Raw genomic sequence first — 2,009 nt, 5'->3', positions numbered from 1 at the left:
CATGCCCGTCAATGCTGTCCATTTGGCTCAAGTAACTGAAGGTGACTCACTCGATCTAGCTCCCAAATGGATTCCGGGGTTTCGGCGGGCGATCGTCTTTCAATCGGCAGGTATCGGTCGCGATGGCGCGGGTTATATTGTCGAACAAAAACATTCGACGATCGAGCAACTCGATGTCGATCGGCAAGAGGTGATTACCCTTGCCAGCGATCCCAAATACGACCTCCTCAGCCCCCAAATGACCGCTGAAGGGACGCTATACTATATCCGCCGTCCCTATCGCTCCCTCCGTCAGCGCGTCAAGTTTTCACAACTCCTCAAGGAGGCGGTGCTAGTTCCCGCGCGATTGCTGGCAGCGATTGTGCAATGGTTGAATTTCTTTACTCATCGGCATACTGGGGCATTGCTATTGCCGGTATCTCAACGATCGCCAATCCCCTCCCAGCAAATATCATTTTTGGGTAGATTGGTAGATGTGGGGGCAGAAATGCAGCGCAATCGACGGTTTGGCGATCCTGATTCACCAGCATTGGTGCCCCGCTCCTGGGAATTGATCGAGCAATTTCCCCATCGCGAACCCAAAGTCATCGCCCAAGGGGTGGTTGCTTTTGACGTCGGTTTAGATGGGCAGCTCATCTATAGTAATGGCAGTGCGGTTTATGGCGTGTTACCTGGTGGTGTGGCCGAACGCTTGGTGGTTGTCGGTGCGGCGCGAGAAGAGCACCGCCCGATCGAACAAGTCGTCATTCTCGATCGAGATAATCATCTGAATTAGGATCGGGGCTAGTGGATAGCGATTTGCGTAACTCCCAACCGATCGCTCCCAACTCAAAAAAACATCTTCATCAATGTGAATTGAGCCAAATCTGATGGGTACTCTAAGTTCAGAGAGTAGTTATTAGTACCACATCCCCATCTGCACTATGTCAGCAACTATCATTGATGCGATCGATCGCTTAATGCCCTTAATCATTCATTCGACTTGCCTCAAGTCCAATCTGTGGGACTCTCCTCATGAAGAATTACCCTTGCGGGATTACGCACTCAGTTGGGTAATTGTCGATCGCAATGCCAAAGGTCGAGTTGCTTATCAGGATGTGACGCCAGAAATGGTCGAGGTTTGGGAAAATGAAGGGATCGACTGGCAGCAACGAGCCACGATCAACCTCAAAGTCGCCTCTCAAGAATTATGGACGCACCAGAAGTTGCGCGCAGATGGCAGTGTTGTCTGGGCGATTATGATGCATAATGACGGCTTTGGCTCGTCGCGGATCTTACTCTCGCCCTATTTAGATAAATATTTTCCTGACGGTTATTACGTAGCAATTCCCGATCGCAGTATCGGGATTATTATCCCGCGCGATTTGTCGATCGAGGAAATGCAAGAAACTCAAGATTTGCTCGAATCTTGGTACGATACGGCATCAGCACCGATGAGTCCGCATTTATTCGCACCTGACGATCTGATTCCCGAACACTATTTGTGGAATTAGTGGAATTAACTAAATTGACAGTTTGCCTAGACTACTCGACTATCGAGTTTGGATTTAATCAACAAGATCAGGTCGGCAACTGTCACACAGCCTTTATCCGTAAAATCCAGTAGAAAACTTAAGTCAAAAGCTTCGCACAAATCGATGTAGATATTTGCGGCTTCTAAATAGTCGAGTAAGTCTTTCGATCCAGACTGTTGCTGCCGATTCTGCGCGAGTCGATCGATAAAGTTTTGAAATTGAAAGTCTAGATAGATCGCATCTGGATCGATTTCCAGGTTTCTAGCCAGAATTACTCTGACAATTTGAAAGATATCTAGGGTGCCACGACGCATTTGAGGTAATGTAAGCAGCGATCTTACAAAATTAGAATGATTGAGTTTGAGTCTGGCGCGGTCGATTTAAGCGATAGCGCCCGACACTTTACAGTTATAAGTTTCGAAGATAGCCAACGGCATTGGTATAAAATCTCAAACAAAAAGACAGACTAAACACTATACAAATTATAAATTAGAT

At 47.2% G+C, this 2,009-nt stretch carries 2 protein-coding genes and 1 pseudogene; 2 read left to right on the top strand and 1 reads right to left on the bottom strand.

Annotated features, from left to right (window positions below; all coding sequences use genetic code 11):
• Both RMO27_RS00065 and RMO27_RS00060 read left to right on the top strand, forming a co-directional pair.
• A pseudogene (locus RMO27_RS00065) lies at positions 1 to 775 on the top strand (hypothetical protein); the annotation flags it as partial.
• Positions 776 to 923: 148 nt separating this feature from the next.
• Positions 924 to 1,493, top strand: coding sequence for a hypothetical protein (locus RMO27_RS00060; RefSeq protein WP_309727838.1), 570 nt, complete (start codon positions 924 to 926; stop codon positions 1,491 to 1,493).
• A gap of 26 nt (positions 1,494 to 1,519) precedes the next feature.
• On the opposite strand, the gene RMO27_RS00055 is transcribed toward RMO27_RS00060, so the two are convergent.
• The gene (locus RMO27_RS00055; RefSeq protein ID WP_309727836.1) at positions 1,520 to 1,828 is read right to left on the bottom strand and encodes a hypothetical protein; all 309 of its coding nucleotides are present in this window, start codon (positions 1,826 to 1,828) and stop codon (positions 1,520 to 1,522) included.
• Positions 1,829 to 2,009: the final 181 nt, after the last annotated feature.

The sequence above is a fragment of the Chamaesiphon sp. OTE_75_metabat_556 genome (assembly GCF_031378165.1).
Taxonomy (GTDB): Bacteria; Cyanobacteriota; Cyanobacteriia; order Cyanobacteriales; family Chamaesiphonaceae; genus Chamaesiphon.
The sequence above is the reverse complement of the archived record's forward strand: the minus strand, read 5'-3'. Positions and strand labels throughout refer to the sequence as shown.